This window comes from Synechococcus sp. R50.1 (genome assembly GCF_047462115.1).
Taxonomy (GTDB): domain Bacteria; phylum Cyanobacteriota; class Cyanobacteriia; order Thermostichales; family Thermostichaceae; genus Thermostichus.
Window position 1 is genome coordinate 1 of sequence record NZ_JANSIN010000053.1, and the last position, 17,091, is coordinate 17,091.

Here is a 17,091-nt window from a genome sequence, read left to right on the forward strand (position 1 = left end):
GTGCAGTGAATTTGAGACGGAAGTATCTGGGGCAGTTCGATGTCCCAGTAGTTGGGGTGATGGCATCCCCCATTGGGCTAAGGTTTCGACCCCATGCCCGGTGTAGCTCGGGAAGTAGGAGTTATCCCGCAACCCGAGAAAGAATCCTTGCCCTTTAAGGCAGGGAGAATGTCAACGGCTCTTCGGGATCCCTGTGTATGATGGGAAAGAGAGTTTAAGAAACGTAACGTGTCTTCTCCACTATCGCAGGCGGTCATTCTGATCACGGGGGCAACGGGGGGTATCGGCAGTGCCCTTGTGCCCATGCTGGCTCAGGCCGGATCCCATCTGGTGTTGGCCGCTCGGCGAGAAGAGCCCCTGCGAGCTCTGGTGGAGAAATCAGCCTCTTTGGGGGCTGCCTCTGGAGTGGGGATCCCCACTGATGTGACAGACTATGCCCAGGTAGAGGCACTGGTCAACCAAACGGTGCAAACGCATGGGCGCATTGACGTGCTGATCAACCTGGCCGGGGCCGGGATCCTGAAACCTGCTCCGCAACTAACCCCCGCAGACCTAGAGCGGATGATAGCGGTCAACCTGAAGGGCAGCTTCTACACCAGCCAACTGGCTGCCAACCCCATGCGGGAGCAAAAATCCGGCCACATCCTCAATTTCCCCGGCGTCCTTGGACGTCATCCCATGGCGATGGCCTCTGCTTACTGTGCGGCCAAGTTTGGGGTGGTCGGGTTTAGCAAGTGCATGGCCGATGAGCTGAAGCGCTTTGGAGTCAGATTTACGCTGTTTTACTTCGGGGGCATCGACTCACCCTTCTGGGATCCCATCAGCCTGAAGGTGCAGCGAGACAAGATGCTCAGCCCTGCCACGGCTGCGGAAGCCATCCACTTTGCCCTCACAGCGCCCGCCGGTGCTGTACCGAGCGAGATCGTGCTGCAGCCTGAAAGCCACCAATTCCTTTGACCAAGTGTTTTGCTGTCCTTTTGCTGGGGTTGAGGCGGCAGCAGCCTGTCTTTTGGCGAGACAAGCGCTCGAGTTTCTCTCCGAGGCTCCCCCCGTCTCAATTCTGCTCTCCGCAGCCCAAAGCGCCAGCGGGGATCCTCATTTCTCGACGGCAACGTTGGATCAGATCTCCCGACACCCCCACCAACCGTCCTAGCCATTCGTCCGGCACAGAAGCAAGCAACGCCGGGCCAAACTGCTGATGAAGATGCTGCCAGAGAAGGGCAGCCCGCCGCGGCTGGGGTAAAGTGGTCGGCTAGCTGCGCAAGGTAACCGGAAATTGTGTTGTCAACTGCGCCCTCACCTGGTTTTGCAGAGCTTCTACCTCCGCATCCGTGAGGGTGCGATCGGGAGCACGGTACACCAGGCGGAAGGCAAGGCTGCGCTGCCCTGCAGGTACTCCTTGGCCCCGGTACTCGTCGAAAAGCTGCACCGATTGGAGAAGTTCTCCGCCCGCTCGACGGATAACCTTCTCGATCTCACCAACGGCAAGGTCGAGTGGCGCAAAGAAGGCGATATCCCGATCGGCAGCAGGAAAGGGCGAAAAGGGGACAAATTGCACAATGCCCCGTCTCTCCAGGCTTTCCAGCAAGGGATCCAACTGCAGCTCAAACCCATAGACCTGATCTGGCAGCCCCTTTTCCTGACAGAGGCGGGGGTGCAGTTGCCCGAACAAACCGATGCGGGATCCCTCGAGCCACAGGCCGGCCTGGCGACCGGGGTGCAGCAGCGGCGATTGCTCTTCAGGGGGATCCAGACGAAACTCCGGGCCAAATCCCAGCCGCTCCAGAGCGGAGACCAGCAGCCCCTTGGCCTCGAACCAGTCCATGGGTCGGTTGCGGTGCTGCCAATCGTGGGGATTGGGATCCCCGCCCAAGATACCGCCGATATGCTCAGCTTCCCGGTAAGGGTGGGGGTTGGGGGGAAGGGCATGGGCAAAAACACGACCGATTTCAAAGGCTTGGAGCGGGCCGTTGCCTTGATCCCAGTTGAAGCGGAAGGCCTCCACCAGGCCGGGAAGTAGCGCATTGCGCACGGCTGAATATTCAGGCGAAAGTGGATTGGCAATCCTCACCAAAGATCCATCCTCCTCCGCTGGGCAGAGGGAGATGTGATATACCTCTGTCAGGCCAATGCCGCGCAGCACTTCTCGGATCTGGCGGGTGAACGTTTCCCGCGCCGAAAGGGATCCCACCTGCGGCTCGGTGGGTAGGGTTTCCGAGAAGCGGTCATAGCCGTAGAGACGGGCAAACTCCTCGATGAGGTCGATCTCCCGCTCAATGTCCCGCAGGCGATAGGGGGGAACGACGACCTGCCAAACGCAGCGGGCCACGGTTGCCGTCTCGGTAGCGGGGGAGAGGGCACTCTGGGAATTGGCCCCTTCGCAACGGGAGAGCTGAAAGCCCAAGGCAGATAGGATCTCCTCCACATCCGCCGCCTGCACCTCGTCCCCCAACACATCGATCAGCCGCGACAGCCGCAATTTCAGGGTGCGTTCCAGGGGGGGCCGCCGGTCAAAGGTGGTGAGGCCGGCCACTGCTCCCCCTGCCAGTTCCAGGATCAACTGCACCGCCCGATCCCGGGCCTGATCGAGGGTGGCAAAGTTAACCCCTCGCTCATAGCGGGTGGAAGCCTCGGTGCGCAGACCTTGAGACCGGGCCGAGCGCCGCGTCACCGCCGGATCGAATACGGCTGCTTCCAAGAAAATGCGGGTGGTGGTCGAGCTGACTTCGGTTTCTTCCCCTCCCATGACCCCGGCCAGAGCTACCGGTTGGCTGCCGGCCACAATGAGATGGCTATCGGCTTGCAAGGTGCGGGTTTGGCCGTCCAAGGTCTTTAAGGTTTCTCCCGGCTGGGCCAAGCGCACCTCGATGGTGGGTTTTTTCTTGCCCATGACCTGGAGCAGGCGATCCCAGTCGAAGGCGTGCAAAGGCTGGCCCCATTCCAGCAGGATCAGATTGGTAATATCCACTACGTTGTTGATGGAGCGCATCCCGGCAGCGGCCAGTCGGTGTTTTAGCCAGTCGGGGGAAGGGCCGACTTTCACCCCTTCGATCAACACGCCACTGTAGGCGGGGCAGGCTTTGGCGTCGGCAATGCGCAACTGAAAGTTGGGGATGGGCTTGGTTTGGAGAGGCTGGACGGGGGGCAGGCGCAGCGGGTTGCGGGTGAGGGCAGCCACTTCGCGGGCGATCCCCACCATGCTCAGGGCATCGGCCCGGTTGGCGGTGGAAGTGAGATCCAGCACCACATCGTCCAAGCCTAGAAGGGGGCGCACATCAGAGCCAAGCGGATGAACCTCCAGATCCAAGTCGGGCGGGAATTCGTGGATCCCTTCGGAAGATTTCTCCAGCCCCAGCTCGGCCAGAGAGCAGATCATGCCCTCCGAGATCACCCCCCGCTTGTCGGCTTTGGCAATGGTGAGGGAGAGGGCGGGCAAATGGGTGCCGGGTGTAGCCACTGCTACCAGGATCCCAGGGCGGGCGTTGGCAGCTCCACAGACAATGGTGGCAGGCCGATCGGATCCCAAGTCCACCTGGCAAACCTGCAGCTTGTCGGCGTTGGGATGAGGCTCGGCAGCCAGGATCTTGCCCAAAACCACCCCCTCTGCCCAGGTGCGGCGATCTTCGATCTCTTCCACTTCAAACCCCGCCAGGGTGAGGGCCTCCCCCAGTTCTTCGGGTGAAAGTTGGAAATCCACCAGTTCTCGCAGCCACTTCAAGGAGATGCGCATCGCTGAGCCATCGGTGCAAACGCCGCACCCATTATCGCTCACCTGGCCCTCTTCTCCAGCCGGGATCCCGGCCCAAGATCGTGGGATGGCATAGACCCGGTTCTGGCCGGAACCGGTGAGACAGGGTGGGATGCTAAAACAGTGAAGGCGAGGGCTGAGGTCAGATCCAGCGGATGGCAAGGTGAGGAAGGATGAAGAAAGACTGGGCAAAACGGTTGCGCAACGGGTTGATTGCCGCAGTAGCTGTGCTCTTGGCAGCAGGACTGTTTTTGGCTAACCAAGGGCGTCAGGCGGGCAGCAACTTAGAGGCTCTAGCCCAAGAGGCCATACCTTGGGAGCAAGCTCAGGCCAATGGCAAACCTTCTTTGGTGGAGTTTTATGCCGATTGGTGCAGCACCTGTCGTGCCATGGCACCCCTCCTGGCCAGCCTGAAACAGGAATTTGCCGATCAAGTCAACTTCGTCATGTTGAATGTGGACAATCCGAAGTGGCTGCCGGAGCTGAGCCGCTACCGGGTGAACGGCATCCCCCATTTTCTGTTTTTGGATCGGCAGGGAGAAGTGCTGGGATCGGCGATTGGCGAACAGCCGCCGTCGATTCTGCGAGCCAATGTGTTGGCTCTGGCAACTGGACAGCCCCTGCAGTTGACCAACATCGGGCCGGTGTCTGAGCTGGAGCGGGGCAGGCGCGCCCTCCCCAGTCAGCCGGATCCCCGCAGTCATGGTTAGGAGTTTGGTCCAGGGTTTTGTTGTCTTGGACACAGGCGAAAAGGTCTGACCTCGGTTTGATATTGGATAACTTCTATCCATTCTCGTAGCTCACAAGAACAGGCCATGGCTGTCGAGACAACACCGATTTTGCCGGATCCGCAACGGTTGATCCCGAGCGAGCGCCTCAGACAACTGAATGTCCGCTCCAATTCAGCCGGGCTCCGGCAGCTTTTGGGACATTTGGCGGTGATGGCGGTGAGTGGCAGCCTGTGGGTGACCCAGAAAGGTGTCAATGGCTGGATTGCCCTGCCGGCGCTGGTGGTTTACGGGGCCAGTTTGGCGACGATGTTTGCTGCTTTGCACGAATGTGTACACCGCACCGCTTTTTCCAGCCCAAAACTGAATGACGGGGTAGCCTGGGTGGCGGGCTTGCTCTCATTTTACAACAGCACTTTTTATCGCCGATACCACAAATGGCACCACCGCTATACCCAGATTCCGGGCAAGGATCCGGAGCTGGAGGATCCCAAACCCCAGAGCTGGCCGGAGTATTTGCTCGAGCTGAGCGGCTTGACTTGGTGGATCGGCAAGGTGAAGACCTACATCCGCATAGCCAGCGGCCAGTTGCAAGGCTATCCCTACATTCCTGAATCGGCCCGCCAAGAGGTGATTCGTTCGGTGCGGTTGCAGCTAGGGGTCTATGGCCTTGGGAGCTTGCTCTCCCTTCTGCTGGGGGATCCCTGGATAGTGTGGCTGTGGCTGTTGCCTTTGGCGGTAGGGCAGCCGATCTTGCGCTTCATTTTGTTGGCAGAGCACACAGGCTGTAGCCAAACCGAGGATCCCTTCTCCAATACCCGTACCACCCTTACCCTTTGGCCAATCCGCTTTTTGATGTGGAATATGCCTTACCATGCTGAGCATCACCTTTACCCCTCCATTCCATTTCATGCTTTGGCCGATGCCCATCAATACCTCAAGCCCCATCTGGCTCATCTAGGGCAGGGGTATGTGCGGGTTCATCGTCAGGTGATTGAACAATTTCAGGCATGACTCACTACACCTGGAGCCTGAACGATTTTCAGCTACAGTGCGGGATCCAACTGCCCCAAATCACGCTCGCCTACGCCACCTACGGGACTCTTTCCCCCCGAAAAGACAACCTGATCCTCTACCCCACCTCCTATGGGGCTCAGCATCCCGACCTGGAGTGGCTGATTCGTCCCGACGGCATCCTCAACCCGCAGCGGTGGTTTATCCTCATTCCCAATATGCTGGGCAATGGCCTTTCCACTTCCCCCAGCAACGATCCAGCCTGTGGCTTGCGGGAAGATGGCTTCTGGTTTAGCCACTGGGACAATGTGCGCCTGCAGGAGAGCCTGATTCGCCAACACTTTGGGATCGAACGCATCCGCCTGATCTACGGCTGGTCGATGGGGGCTCAGCAAGCCTATCACTGGGGATCCCTGTTTCCTGAGCGGGTGGAACGGATCGTAGCCCTCTGTGGCACCGCCAAGACCACAGTTCACAATCGGGTTTTTCTGGAGAGTTTGCGCTCAGCCCTAACTGCCGATCCCGCCTGGAACGGTCGTCGATTTACGGGTGTCCCAGAGCGGGGCCTGCGAGCTTTTGCCCACATCTACGCCAGTTGGGCTGTTTCCCAACCTTTTTTCAACCAAAAATGCTATGAATCCTTGGGGTATGCCTCTCTCGAAGATTATTTAGAGCGAGGCTGGGAGGCCAATTACCGCCGCCGGGATCCGCAGAATTTGCTATCGATGATCGAAACTTGGATCCGCTGCGATATCAGCGACAACCCCATTCACCGGGGAGATTATCGGGCAGCTTTGAGGGCAATCCAGGCCAAAACACTGGTGATGCCCGCCCAGACGGATTTGTATTTCACCCCAGAAGATTGTCGGGCTGAGGCAGAATGGATCCCGAACGCGGTTTACAAGATCATCCCCTCCATTTGGGGGCACCGGGCCGGTAATCCTCATCAAAACCCCGAGGATGAAGCTTTTATTCGCACAGCCGTGCAGGAGTTCCTGGAGAGCTGAGGGCACCTACACAGATCCTACACAGATTGCAGGCGCAGGTGTTGCACCAGAGCCTGTAGTCCCAACAGGTAGCTTTGTGCCCCAAAACCACTGATTTGCCCAACCGCTACGGCGGCGATGTAAGAGTGCTGGCGGAAGGGCTCGCGGCGATGGATGTTGCTTAGGTGGACTTCCACAGTGGGCAATCCTACGGCTGCAATGGCATCTCGGAGAGCAATGCTGGTGTGGGTATAGGCCCCAGGGTTGATCAGAATGCCGACATGCTGCTGGCGGGCACGGTGAATGGCATCGATGAGCACCCCCTCATGGTTGGACTGGAGAATCTCCAGCTTCGCCCCTAGCATTTCTGCCTGCCGATGCAGAGCCTGATCGATCTGCTCTAGGGATACTGAGCCGTAGATGCCCACCTCTCGCACCCCCAGCAGGTTGAGGTTGGGGCCATGCAGTACCAAGAGGCTGAGAGGCTCGCCGCCGGGGGCAATGGCAGTCGGATTAACGACGACGATGGGATCCATCTTCTACCGGAATGGGAGCAGGTTGAGGCTGGGGGTTCCCCAGCAGGGTGTCGATCACACGTTCCACCCATTCCCGGATCTTTTCCAGCACCTTTTCTACCCAATCCATCCGATCTGCCTCGCGAGGTTTTACGAAGGGAGTTTATTCGACGGACTTCTATGATAGCGCTTCTTTCCGAGGGGTGTAGAGCTGACTGGCTGGCCGGCCTTTTTCCCCAGCAGGGATCCCTTGTTTTGCCTACCCTTTTACAAGAATCTGAAGAAAATCCAAAACCCCTCAGCCAGACCAGTTCTTCAGCATCTGGCTAATGGTTCTGCAGATGATCCGCAGGGTCATGGAGCGCAGCAGGATCCCCATCTGAAGGTCTGTCCCCGGCAATTCAAATCGCTCCGCCTGGCCCGCCACCGTCAAAGTTAGGGTGGATCCCCGCTGCAGGAAGAGGGCGCCGCCGGGGTTGAGATCCCGTTTCAGGGTTTGCAGCTCTTGATCGGAGGGATCCCGCAGCACCACCAGATCGCTGCCTTCGTAGGCCAAGCCCTCCCGCTCCAGGGTCTCTTCGTCGGCTTCCGCCAAAAGCAGATCCAGTTGGGGATGGCGCAGCAGGGTTTTCACCTGGCGAAAGAGGCTGCCCTGCAGGGGTCTAGAGCTGTGGTTCAGCAGCACACCCTCCCGACAGACGGATCCCACACATGCGTTGGGGCGGTGGGACAAAATATGCTCCACCAAGGTGTGCGCCTCGGCCAAGGTAAGGCGGTTAAAGGTCAAAATCGGGATGCGGGCCGTCTTGGGAAACAGATGGTCGAGGATTGCCCCCGGCACATCCACTCCCGCGCCAATGGCAGGTTTTTGGTGCATGAGCACACCTGGCGCAGCATTGATCTCGATGATCCCCAGGGATCCCTCCTTCCAGGAGCGCTCCAGGCTGGGGGCAATGACATCGATGCCCAAGCACACCAGTGAGAACTGCTGGGCAATGGTTTGGGCCAAAACCACGTTGTCGGGATGGACGGTGGCCGTGACATCGCGGCTCACTCCTCCCGCCGAGAGATTGGATACCTTGCGCAGATAGACCGTCCGCCCCGGTTCCAGCACACTGTCCACTGTCAAGCCTTGCTCTGCCAGAAAGCGCTCCATTGCCTCATCCCATTGGATCGGCCCTAGGGGAGAAGTGGGGGTATCCCAACGGGCGGGATCCCGGTTGGCCTGCTCGATGAGCTGCCCGATGGTGCTTCGGCCATCTCCCGTCACTGAGGCGGGGCGTCGTTCCGTGGCCGCCACAAAGCGGCCTCCCACACACAACAGGCGAAAATCGGTGCCCTGCAGATGCTTTTCCAGGATCAGTCGGATGGGCTCCTCAGGGGGAAGGGCTGCCACGGCTACCTCGTAGGCAAAGGCCAGTTCTTCCGGGGTTTGAATGCCTGCTGTTACCCCTATCCCCTTGTGGCCGGCCACCGGCTTGAGCACCACCGGATAGCCGATTTCTTGCGCTTGCTGCAAAGCTTCTGCCAAAGAGGCGACCACCTCTCCCTGGGGCACGGGGAACCCTTGCGCCGCCAGAAAGGCTTTGCAATCGTCTTTGCGGGTGGTGAAGTCAGAGTCGAGATGGCTGTCGCAGTGAAAGGTGGTGGCCACCCCTCGCACCTGGTTGCGCCCATAGCCATACTGCATCACCCCTTCATCCCATAGGTAGTAGGTAGGGATCCCGCGTTCGTGAGCAGCCCGCAAGAGGGCATAGACCGTCGGCCCGCCGTACACCGAGTCGCGAAACAATTGCTGCAGGCGGCGCATCTCCCCTTCAAAATCGAAGGGCTGTCCTTGGGTGATGGCTTCCAGCCAATCCCAAGCAAAATAGACCGCAGCACGAGTGGTACGGCCATGTAAGGTCTGCACCGCGATGCGCACATACTCTGAAAACGGATGACAGCTCCACCGCTGCAAGTGGAGATCCATCTGCAACCGGTTCACCTCCGTCACCAGCCGGGCAAACAAGTGGGCGTAGGAAGGATAAGATCCCTCCTGCAACTGGGGGAAATGGAAGCAGACCTTGGACAGGTAGACATCGATGGGCAGCGGCTGTGGGCACTGGGTAAGGGCAAAGTCGAAGGTGAAAGCGGCTGTATTGAGATAGGGGTTAGGGCCGAGATAATGCTTCAGGTTGAAAATGTCGAAAACATCCGACTCGCGCGCGTTGATGCGGGGCACGCCCGCTGCCTCCTGCAAAACCATAACCGGCCTCAAGAGAAGGAAGACAACGACCTCAGCTCGGAGAAAACCCAACTCCCCCGGCTTGGGCCGCTTCCATTATTCCCGATCCGACCCCCATCCCCGCAGCACAAGGGATCCCGGGCAGCTTTTTGCCTGTTAAAGCCCCTTTGGAGAGTTAAGTACAAGAGTTCCAGTCGAGCAGGATAGAAGGCAGGCCTGGGTCTGGATACCCCGGTAAGCTGCTGCTCCCCCGATTCCTGCTTGTGGATTTCTTGTAGGCTAAATCCTATCGTGAAGTATCTGACGGATTAGAGTTCCCATTCTTCTATTAACAGCCGACTAAGTAAATAAGTCCTTTGTGTTGGAGAAAGCAATTTGATTTTCACTTCCTAAAATAAAGACAAATCTAGAGGAAAAACAAAACCGAATTTTGTCAATTGGTCGTCTGTCTTTACAATAAGAAGATCCCACTTTTCTTTGACATAAGAGTTTATATTGGCTACGTGGAGACGAGACAGGATTTTTCCATCGCTTGGGAGATCAGATAGGGGGAAACCAGGCTCAACATAGAGATCTAACCTCTGCAGGTCTAGCAAATCGGCCACAATCACTGGAGGACAGTTCCGGCCAACGAGCACCTTTGGCTGCTCCTGCAGTCGATGTAGCTCCTGAGCAGACTCGTAAATAGCCAGACGTGTGTTTATCAAATCCCTAGAGGAGGTGCTGATAAGAAAGCGGGGATCAGATTTTGCTGCGTAAAAATCGGGCAGCTCTCCATTAAATATCCAATTCATTAGATCGGCCATTCGATACTTTGGATGCCAGTCGGTAAAAAACTTCTCATAAGCTCTTTTGGCAATCTCTATTGCTGATTCAGGGTTCTCTAAGTAAAACTTAATCTTTTCTACTAGCTCCGAATAAGAGTTGTAGGTATCGCAATATAGTCCGGGAACTAAGTACTCATCAAAACCAGATGCAAATGAAAGGCGATCTGTCAATAGAAAGCCCCCTGCAGAGATAATTTCAAGGTTCCTCAAGTTAATGTCGCCATTTAGGCTACAGTTAAAAGAGATCAAGGAGTGGGCAAATAAATGAGCTCCCTCTTCTCTAGTTCCTGACTTAGCAATCAAAGGCAAACCCGCTTCTCTCAGAGCATTGATCAGGAAAGAGCGCCTTGGGTGAAAGCCACCGATTTGGCCAAGGAAAGCAATTCTGTTTTCTCTTGTCTCTACCCACTCATGAGTGACCACGTACATATTCATCAAAGGCAGCCACGCCGCATTTTGGATCCCTGCTGAAACAAACCAGTGTAGATGCTGCCGATTGTAAGTAGTGACTACATAGTCAAAGTTCTCTTGGCTGCAGTAATTTAAGAGATAGTTAATAGGTGCTATTCCGTGACCACATAGAGGAGATACCCAATGGGTATCTCCAGATAACAAAACTGTTGGACAGCCGAACTTTTTGGTGTTGAAAGGTTTACATGAGTCGAAAATAGAAGAGTTAACTACTACTAAATCAAACTCTTTATCTTCAATCTAATTCGAACGATGCACAAACTCGTAAAGATCGTAGTCTCCCAAGGGGCACTCAACCAGCCCCTGAGGAATGCTGTAAAAGTTAAGGCCACACCCCTTCGCTGCCCATCCCGGACACAGGGTTACCTGCTTATTGGAAAAAACCGGGAATGTGAGGTAGTCCACTGCATTTTGCCATACTAAGAGAACTCGCGGCTGTAGAGCCTCAGCTTTAGAATTTTCCATGGCTTGCTCGTGTACTTAGCATGAATAGCGCTTACCTCAAAACTTCTTGGCACAGGGCGAATTGTAGCATGTAGAGATGTTGAGAGCAAGATTAAGCTCCTGCAAGGAAGACAGAATGTAGCATCCTATTCCTTTCCCCGCCAGAGTTACAGTTATTCCGCCTCTCCTGCAGCGGGCAGAGAAAGCTTCGTTGGCTTTCCCCTGGTGCTCGGTGCTACTTTTGGTCTCCGATCTGCCACGCGAATGCGACTGCCCTCAGCCCCTCTCCCGCAACTAGGGAGGGGAGACTGGGTTCGCCAGCTGCAATTCGGAATAGAAATCTCCCAAGCTGCTCGGTCAACCCCAAACGCTATTCAAGACGCCTTTCGACGCCATTTGTGGTGGGTGCGCATCCCAAAAACCACTCAGGCAAGCCAATTGAACTAACGAAGAGTACTTAGAAGCACAACATCCATAACCAGCAGCGCCCCAGCAAAGGCCAGCAGGCTGCGTACGATCTGGCGCTCTTGCTTAGAACGATGGGATCCACCCACACGAAGCCATTTCAGAGATTGGGGAAGGCGGTACAGCATAGGAGATTCGGCGGAACCCTAGGGTGATCATGCCCTATTTTGTGGGGTTTGGATTCCCCACGCTGGGGGGGAGAAACGGCTAGCCCTGAGGGGCAATTCCCTCTAGAGTGAGGGTTAGTCCATTGCCCCTGTCTATGACCACTCCCTTGACCCAAGCCGAAACCGTTTTGCAAAGGTGCTGGGATCATTGGCAATCTCTGGCCAGCCGTCGGGATTTACAACCGGAGTTCAGGGCTCTATCCACTTTGCGCAAGCGCCTCACCGCGCGGCTGTTTTCCATTGCGGTGTTTGGGCTGGTCAACCGTGGCAAGTCGGCCGTCCTGAACGCCCTAACCGGCGAGGAGCGATTGAAGGTGGGCCCCCTCAATGGGGTCACTCAGCAGCCCCAATCCCTGCTGTGGCAGCCGGAGCCAGGGATCCCTTGGCGGGTGAGGCTGGTGGATACTCCGGGTTTGAACGAAGTGGAAGGAGAAGCCCGCGAACAGTTGGCCTGGGATGTGGCCCGCTCGGCGGATTTGATCGTGTTTGTCATCGCCACCGACCTGACCCAGTTGGAATACCAAGCTCTCTCGGAGCTGCGCACTCTATACAAGCCCATCCTGCTGGTGTTGAACAAATGCGATCTCTACTCCGAAGCGGAGTTGCAGGCCATTTGTGCCCAGATCAGCCGCCACCTGGGCTGGGTATCGCCACAGGAGATTTTGACCGTGGCCGCCTGCCCAAAACCCCTGAAAGTCCGCACCCACTGGCCGGATGGCCGCATTACTTTGGAATGGGAACGGCCTGCACCCCAAATTGAAGCCTTGCGGGGGCGAATTCTGCAGATTTTGCAAACCGAGGCGGGATCCCTCCTGGCTTTGAATGTGTTGAAGCGGCTGGACCGGGTTCAGGCCCAGATTCTGGAAAAACAGTGGCAGCACCATGCCCCCTTTGTGGAGCAATGGGGCAGGATTTTCGCCCTTGGCAAGGGGATGGGGGTGGGCTTAGCTCCGCTGGGGTTGGATTTGCTGTTGGCCCCGCTGCTGGATGGTCTTTGGCTGCTGGGCTTGGAGATCCGGCTGCACCTGCCCCGGAGGGTCTTGTGGAAGGGGCTGTGGCGACCGCTGCTGCTCAATGGGGCTCTGCTGCTGCTAGCAGAAGGAGTAAGTTCCTGGCTGTGGGGAGGCTGGGGCAACGGCCTCTTGCCGGGTCTGGTAGCGGGGATCAGCTTGTACCGCCTGGGATCCCTGGCGCCGCAGGTGCTCAGCCAGTTTGCAGCACAAGCGTTTGGCCTGGAAGCGGGCTTGCGTGCCTTGATTGAACAGGGAAGACCGGCTGTATCAGACCGCACAACCTCCCTGCCAGGTTTTCTCGCCTAGTTCTCAACCATTTCAGCAGCGTGGTAGGAGCTGCGCACCAATGGCCCCGAGCGCACCTGGCGAAACCCCATCCGACGGGCTATCTGGCCCAGCTCGGCAAACTCCTCCGGAGTCCAGTAGCGTTCCACAGGGCGATGCGCCAAAGAAGGCTGCAGGTATTGCCCCAGGGTCAGACGGTCGCATCCCACCGCCAGCAGATCCCGGAAGGTTTCCAGCACTTCTGTGCGGGTTTCCCCATGCCCCAGCATCAGTCCAGACTTGGTGGGTAATCCGGGATTCAGCTCCTTGACCGTTCGCAAAACCCGCAAGGACAGGTCATAGCCGGAACTGCGCCGTACTGCCTGGGAGAGCCGTCGTACCGTTTCGATGTTGTGGTTGTAGCAGACAGGCTGAGCGGCCACCACACGGGCAATGCATTCGCGATCGCCGCGAAAGTCGGGGGTAAGCACCTCGATCTGGGTGCCGGGGCAGCGCCGCCGAATTGCCTCCATGACCTCCACAAAGCGACCGGATCCCTGGTCGGGCAGATCGTCGCGGGCCACCGAGGTGAGTACCACATAGCTGAGCCCCAGCAGCTCAACCGCCTCGGCCACTTTCTCCGGTTCTGCGGGATCCAATGGTGCGGGCCGTCCACTGGCCACCTGGCAAAAAGAGCAGGCGCGGGTGCAGATCCCTCCCATCAACAGAAATGTAGCGGTTTTTTGGCTGTAGCACTCGGCTCGGTTTGGGCAGCGCCCCTCTTCGCAAATGGTGTGCAGGCCCCGCTGCTTGATCACCTGCTGCACCGCTGAAGTCTCGCTGGCTTTGCCGATGGAACGCTTGACCCAATTGGGAAGAGGGCTAACCGACATGGGAAGAACCATTGCGTTGAAGCTGGGTAGCAGCAGCAAGATAGCGCCCTTCTACAGTCGAAGGATGCAGCGCCTGCTTTGCCATTCTGACATGACGAAGCCCCGAATTTAGAAAAGGGCAGGACTGAGTCTGTGAGCTTCTCGGTTTGCACCCGCGAATCAAAGTCCTCACAGCGCTCAGCCCTGTTCAGTGGGTTTTCAGGGAGGCTAGGCCACCTGGGGAGGTGTGGTCAGCATTTGGTCGACGATGCGCTGCACAATCTGGAAGCCGGTCACCGCCTGCCAACCCAAGATCGCCAGGATCACCACGTTCAATAGAATATGCACGTTGCGCGCCCAGACTTTTTGCCCGTCTTTCATCAGCGGTGCCAGAGCCGCAGAGCTGGCCACCAAGGCCACAATGCCCAACCCGGCCAGCAAGTGAGGCCCAACAAACAGCTTGCCGTTGTTCAGGTAGGTAACCCCCATGCCGCCCAGGGCTCCGAACACCATCAACAACAAGAACAGGGATCCGGCAAGGAAATGCCGCTGACCAAACTTCCCTTTGATCAGCTCCTTGCGTTCTTCTGCCGAGGCAGTGCGCACCCGTCGCGCTTGCAGACCCAGGTAAAGGGCATACAAGGCCAGCGCAAACGCCAAAATCATCAGCACAGGATGAAAGAAGGGCAAGGCCAGCTCTAGCCAGCGGGGAAGTTGAATGCTCATAGAGACCGCGGGAAGAAAGAGGAAGATGCCCCTAAATTAACATAAGTTAATCTCTCTTTTGCCGCTCATGAGACCAAAGGGCGCGCATGGACTCCAACAGTTGAGGCACCCTCTGGGTGAGGTCTTGATATAGGCAAATTTGCTGTTGGCAGCGGGCCAGGTTATGGGCCTTGCGGCTGGGGTAGCGTTGGGGATCCCAATTCCAGTAGGCGTCTTCAAACCAATCCTGTAAAAAGCGCATCCCCAATTCCAGGGTAATCAGTTGGATCCCTTGAATGATGAGTTCTGGTTGTAGGGCGTGCAGGTTCCCGGTTTGGGCATAGCCCCGCAACCCGGCCAGGATTGCCTCGGGCTGAAGGGTATTTCCTCGTTTACCCCAGGAGCGCAGGGCATCCCCCAGTTCAACATAGAGGTTGTGATACATGAAGGTGTCCAGATCCACCAGGCCCACAAATCGCCCCTGCTCATCGAACAAAAAGTTGTTGAACTTGAGATCGGCGTGGATGATTTGAGTTGGGATCCCTGAGGGCAGCAGAAGATTGGGCACAGTTTCGATTAAAAACTGCCATTCTGCCTGCACTTCTGGCACCGGTTCGTGCTGGCGTAGCTGTTGCCAAAGGTGAGCCGTATCGTGAAAATGCGGGATCTGGAAGCGAAAACGATAGTCCATCTGGGCCAGGAGTCGATGCAGGCGTCCAACGGCTGCCCCCGCCTCTTCCAGATAGCCCCAATTGGGAGGAGTTGGGTGACAGGATCCCGGCAGACAATCCATGACCCGCCACAGCCCTTCTGCCCAGGACAAGTGCAGGGATCCATCGCGAGCGCGGCGGAATTGGGGGACGGGGAAGCCGTGTTGTCTCAACCATTGGCCGATGGCTTGACCATCTTCAGTGACAGCAGGATCAAATCGGGGGTGAAGGCGCTGGACGATGAAGGATCCCTCAGAGGTGTTGAGTTTCCAGGTTTGGTGAATGAGGCCCACTCGGATGGCTTCGGGTGGCTCTGGATCCCCCAGTTGAAAGTGTTGGACAAGGGGATCCAGCCAAGTCAGGTCAAGCATAGGCGAGGAACCATTCAAGCTTGGGGTGCTGGGTCGATCTTTACTGTTTTCCGAGCCCACTCAAACTGCCTATCACACTTACCGCCTTTGAGGCTTAAAGTTCTCTTAAAGTTCTGTTGAAGTTGCTTGGCGTTGGCGATTTTACCATCCTCGATAAACAGGGCAGGCTGTTTGGGAGGGTGCAGCTTTTTATGGGACCACAGCCTTTTTGCGGCTCACCCGAACGGGATTTGTCGCCGAAACCCACTGCCCCATTGGCCGAGAACTCAGGTGTCGTTGTGGCAAACCCGCGAAAGAGCCCCATTTGCTACCTTAATGAAGGTCGCTGGCCGGACAGCCGTTAGGTTCCCTCATCACCCCATGGATACCCGCCTAATCAACATTGGCTTTGGCAACATCGTCGCCGCTGGGCGTGTGGTCGCCATTGTCAGTCCCGAGTCAGCTCCCATCAAACGCATCATCAGCGATGCCCGCGAGAGGGGCCAGTTGGTGGATGCTACCTATGGTCGTCGTACCCGCGCTGTCATCATCACCGATTCCGGGCACGTCATCCTCTCCGCCATCCAACCCGAAACCGTTGCCAACCGCTTCCTCGCGGCCAAGCCCGGTTTGCCAGACGAAACCGAGTGAAAGCCATCGCTGTGAGCCGTTTGAGGAACCAGGAGTGAGATATCCTAAAACCAACCCAAACAAGTCAATTGCCCAGCCGTCTTGCGTCGGTCTCTGTCTATGCCAACCTCTCCTACCCCAGTTCCCTCTGAGTGTACGCAGCAGCAGGGATCCCTTCCGGCTCCCACCCCGCGCGGTCGCTTGGTGGTTTTGACAGGGCCCAGTGGAGTGGGCAAAGGTACGTTGGTCAGCCAGTTGCGCCAGCGCCACCCCGAGTTGTATTTCTCGGTTTCGGTCACCACCCGCCCCCCCCGCCCCAGCGAACAGGAAGGTGTCAACTACTACTTTCGCAGCCGGGAGGAATTTCTCAACTTGATTGAAGCCAACGAGCTGTTGGAATGGGCACAGTATGCGGGCAACTTTTACGGCACTCCCCGCGAGATCGTGTTCCAAAAACTCAATCAGGGTCAGGATGTGCTGCTGGAAATTGAGCTGGCGGGGGCCCGTCAGGTGAGGCAACAGTACCCAGATGCCATTCGCATCTTTCTCTGTCCCCCTTCTCTGGAAGAGCTGGAACGTCGCATCCGCGAGCGCGGACAAGACTCAGAGGCCAGCATCGAGCGCCGCCTGGAACAGGCCCGCAAGGAATTGGATGCCCAAGACGAATTTGACTACGTGATTGTCAACGACAACCTGGAGCAAGCGCTGCAGGAGCTGGAAGCCCTGCTCTATCCCCCCTCTCCCTCTTCAAAGGAGCAGCAGCCCTAGCTTCTCCAGCCCCTTCCCGGAACGCTGGTGTCGGTGGTGCAGTGGCTCCAGATTGGGCCTAGGGTTAACTTTCGGTTAAGAAAAAAGCTGCTGGGGAGGGTAGTTTGGCTTTACCAAAAAACTGGGTCTAAAGCCCCGCCCTAAGGCCTACGGCCCGCTGACGCGACCAGGGCGGCTTTTATCTTGC

At 57.2% G+C, this 17,091-nt stretch carries 15 protein-coding genes; 7 read left to right on the top strand and 8 right to left on the bottom strand.

What is annotated here, in order from left to right:
• The first annotated feature begins 228 nt into the window (after positions 1–228).
• A complete protein-coding gene (locus NW870_RS11215) occupies positions 229–957 on the top strand; it encodes an SDR family oxidoreductase (RefSeq protein ID WP_414375328.1) in 729 nt (242 codons plus the stop codon).
• A 295-nt stretch (positions 958–1,252) separates the two neighbouring features.
• On the opposite strand, the gene pheT is transcribed toward NW870_RS11215, so the two are convergent.
• Positions 1,253–3,730 (bottom strand): phenylalanine--tRNA ligase subunit beta, encoded by a 2,478-nt coding sequence (gene pheT / locus NW870_RS11220; protein ID WP_414375343.1) that lies wholly within the window; start codon positions 3,728–3,730, stop codon positions 1,253–1,255.
• A 191-nt stretch (positions 3,731–3,921) separates the two neighbouring features.
• Between pheT and NW870_RS11225 the strand changes: the two genes are divergently transcribed.
• The 3 genes from NW870_RS11225 to NW870_RS11235 all read left to right on the top strand — a co-directional run bounded on the left by NW870_RS11225 (position 3,922) and on the right by NW870_RS11235 (position 6,497).
• On the top strand, positions 3,922–4,458 hold the full coding sequence (locus NW870_RS11225) for a thioredoxin family protein (protein WP_414375330.1): 537 nt from the start codon (positions 3,922–3,924) through the stop codon (positions 4,456–4,458).
• 105 nt (positions 4,459–4,563) lie between these two features.
• Complete coding sequence (locus NW870_RS11230; protein ID WP_414375331.1) at positions 4,564–5,490, top strand: fatty acid desaturase family protein; 927 nt, start codon at positions 4,564–4,566, stop codon at positions 5,488–5,490.
• On the top strand, positions 5,487–6,497 hold the full coding sequence (locus tag NW870_RS11235; RefSeq protein ID WP_414375333.1) for an alpha/beta fold hydrolase: 1,011 nt from the start codon (positions 5,487–5,489) through the stop codon (positions 6,495–6,497). Before NW870_RS11230 ends, NW870_RS11235 begins: the two co-directional genes overlap by 4 nt.
• A gap of 17 nt (positions 6,498–6,514) precedes the next feature.
• Here the strand turns inward: NW870_RS11235 and aroQ are convergent, their stop codons facing one another.
• The 4 genes from aroQ to NW870_RS11255 form a co-directional block, all read right to left on the bottom strand.
• Positions 6,515–7,012 carry a type II 3-dehydroquinate dehydratase gene (aroQ, locus tag NW870_RS11240; protein WP_049749607.1) on the bottom strand — a complete coding sequence of 166 codons (498 nt, stop codon included), beginning with the start codon at positions 7,010–7,012 and terminating at the stop codon, positions 6,515–6,517.
• On the bottom strand, positions 6,990–7,121 hold the full coding sequence (locus NW870_RS11245; protein WP_011434447.1) for a hypothetical protein: 132 nt from the start codon (positions 7,119–7,121) through the stop codon (positions 6,990–6,992). Before NW870_RS11245 ends, aroQ begins: the two co-directional genes overlap by 23 nt.
• Positions 7,122–7,289: 168 nt before the next feature.
• Positions 7,290–9,239 (bottom strand): acetate--CoA ligase family protein, encoded by a 1,950-nt coding sequence (locus tag NW870_RS11250; protein ID WP_414375335.1) that lies wholly within the window; start codon positions 9,237–9,239, stop codon positions 7,290–7,292.
• 368 nt (positions 9,240–9,607) lie between these two features.
• The gene (locus tag NW870_RS11255; protein WP_414355499.1) at positions 9,608–10,480 is read right to left on the bottom strand and encodes a glycosyltransferase; all 873 of its coding nucleotides are present in this window, start codon (positions 10,478–10,480) and stop codon (positions 9,608–9,610) included.
• A 1,207-nt stretch (positions 10,481–11,687) separates the two neighbouring features.
• Here NW870_RS11255 and NW870_RS11260 point away from each other — a divergent pair.
• The gene (locus NW870_RS11260; RefSeq protein WP_414375337.1) at positions 11,688–12,911 is read left to right on the top strand and encodes an Era-like GTP-binding protein; all 1,224 of its coding nucleotides are present in this window, start codon (positions 11,688–11,690) and stop codon (positions 12,909–12,911) included.
• On the opposite strand, the gene lipA is transcribed toward NW870_RS11260, so the two are convergent.
• The 3 genes from lipA to NW870_RS11275 form a co-directional block, all read right to left on the bottom strand.
• Positions 12,908–13,762, bottom strand: coding sequence for a lipoyl synthase (lipA, locus tag NW870_RS11265; RefSeq protein ID WP_414375338.1), 855 nt, complete (start codon positions 13,760–13,762; stop codon positions 12,908–12,910). The genes NW870_RS11260 and lipA overlap by 4 nt on opposite strands.
• 207 nt (positions 13,763–13,969) lie before the next feature.
• Entirely contained in the window at positions 13,970–14,467 is a 498-nt protein-coding gene (locus tag NW870_RS11270; protein ID WP_414355504.1) for a DUF4079 domain-containing protein, read from the bottom strand.
• A gap of 46 nt (positions 14,468–14,513) precedes the next feature.
• Complete coding sequence (locus NW870_RS11275; RefSeq protein ID WP_414375339.1) at positions 14,514–15,527, bottom strand: phosphotransferase enzyme family protein; 1,014 nt, start codon at positions 15,525–15,527, stop codon at positions 14,514–14,516.
• A gap of 360 nt (positions 15,528–15,887) precedes the next feature.
• Here NW870_RS11275 and remA point away from each other — a divergent pair, with 360 nt between their 5' ends.
• Together remA and gmk are read left to right on the top strand one after the other, a co-directional pair.
• The gene (gene remA, locus NW870_RS11280) at positions 15,888–16,157 is read left to right on the top strand and encodes an extracellular matrix/biofilm regulator RemA (RefSeq protein ID WP_414375340.1); all 270 of its coding nucleotides are present in this window, start codon (positions 15,888–15,890) and stop codon (positions 16,155–16,157) included.
• 99 nt (positions 16,158–16,256) lie between these two features.
• Entirely contained in the window at positions 16,257–16,904 is a 648-nt protein-coding gene (gene gmk, locus NW870_RS11285; RefSeq protein WP_414375341.1) for a guanylate kinase, read from the top strand.
• Positions 16,905–17,091 lie beyond the last annotated feature (187 nt).

What these genes read in the sequence shown, in the direction of transcription:
- NW870_RS11225 (WP_414375330.1), top strand. Translation starts at nt 3,922, where the DNA reads ATGAAGAAAGACTGGGCAAAACGGTTGCGCAACGGGTTGATTGCCGCA.
- pheT (WP_414375343.1), bottom strand. Translation starts at nt 3,730, where the DNA reads ATGCGCATCTCCTTGAAGTGGCTGCGAGAACTGGTGGATTTCCAACTT.
- NW870_RS11235 (WP_414375333.1), top strand. Translation starts at nt 5,487, where the DNA reads ATGACTCACTACACCTGGAGCCTGAACGATTTTCAGCTACAGTGCGGG.
- NW870_RS11250 (WP_414375335.1), bottom strand. Translation starts at nt 9,239, where the DNA reads ATGGTTTTGCAGGAGGCAGCGGGCGTGCCCCGCATCAACGCGCGCGAG.
- NW870_RS11230 (WP_414375331.1), top strand. Translation starts at nt 4,564, where the DNA reads ATGGCTGTCGAGACAACACCGATTTTGCCGGATCCGCAACGGTTGATC.
- NW870_RS11275 (WP_414375339.1), bottom strand. Translation starts at nt 15,527, where the DNA reads ATGCTTGACCTGACTTGGCTGGATCCCCTTGTCCAACACTTTCAACTG.
- aroQ (WP_049749607.1), bottom strand. Translation starts at nt 7,012, where the DNA reads ATGGATCCCATCGTCGTCGTTAATCCGACTGCCATTGCCCCCGGCGGC.
- remA (WP_414375340.1), top strand. Translation starts at nt 15,888, where the DNA reads ATGGATACCCGCCTAATCAACATTGGCTTTGGCAACATCGTCGCCGCT.
- gmk (WP_414375341.1), top strand. Translation starts at nt 16,257, where the DNA reads ATGCCAACCTCTCCTACCCCAGTTCCCTCTGAGTGTACGCAGCAGCAG.
- NW870_RS11245 (WP_011434447.1), bottom strand. Translation starts at nt 7,121, where the DNA reads ATGGATTGGGTAGAAAAGGTGCTGGAAAAGATCCGGGAATGGGTGGAA.
- NW870_RS11260 (WP_414375337.1), top strand. Translation starts at nt 11,688, where the DNA reads ATGACCACTCCCTTGACCCAAGCCGAAACCGTTTTGCAAAGGTGCTGG.
- NW870_RS11255 (WP_414355499.1), bottom strand. Translation starts at nt 10,480, where the DNA reads ATGAATATGTACGTGGTCACTCATGAGTGGGTAGAGACAAGAGAAAAC.
- lipA (WP_414375338.1), bottom strand. Translation starts at nt 13,762, where the DNA reads ATGTCGGTTAGCCCTCTTCCCAATTGGGTCAAGCGTTCCATCGGCAAA.
- NW870_RS11270 (WP_414355504.1), bottom strand. Translation starts at nt 14,467, where the DNA reads ATGAGCATTCAACTTCCCCGCTGGCTAGAGCTGGCCTTGCCCTTCTTT.